General features: G+C 43.1%; 1 protein-coding gene. It reads left to right on the plus strand.

What is annotated here, in order from left to right; translation table 11 throughout:
• The first annotated feature begins 58 nt into the window (after nt 1-58).
• The gene (locus ACYVRA_RS08255) at nt 59-541 is read left to right on the plus strand and encodes an HAD-IC family P-type ATPase (RefSeq protein ID WP_461252250.1); all 483 of its coding nucleotides are present in this window, start codon (nt 59-61) and stop codon (nt 539-541) included.
• The last annotated feature ends 50 nt before the right edge of the window (nt 542-591 follow it).

The raw sequence follows: 591 nt of genomic DNA on the forward strand, positions 1-591 counted from the left end.
AAAAAACGGCAAAATACTTGGGTGTATCGTATTTAAGGATACGCCGCGAGATGACGCTTTGCAGGCAATAAGCCAACTGAAAACACTTGGCGTGTCAAAAACCTGTCTTTTAACAGGGGATCATTTTCAATCGGCTAAAAAAATACAAGACGCTGTTGGAATTGACGAAATGCAATGTGAATTACTGCCGGAGCAGAAACTTAACCATGTCGAGAAAATGATGGAAACGCATACTGTTACGGTTATCGGGGACGGCATCAACGACGCGCTTGCCCTATCAAAAGCGCATGTAGGGATAGCGATGGGAGCGATGGGTTCTGATACGGCGATTCAGAGCGCGGATATAGCTTTAATGAACAACAATCTTTCCAATATTCCCTATGTAATCAAGCTGGCGCAGAAGACAAAACACACTATCTATCAAAACATTATTGTGGCGTTTTCCGTAAGTATTATTAGGATATTTTTGGCGGGAGCCGGAATTATAACGCCAATTGCCGGCGCTTTTTGCCAAAACACTGGCGGATTTTTTGTTCAATGACGAAAAAGCCCTCACCAGAATTGACATGAGCGAGTACGGAGAAAAACATT

The sequence above is a fragment of the Treponema sp. R8-4-B8 genome (genome assembly GCF_054786175.1).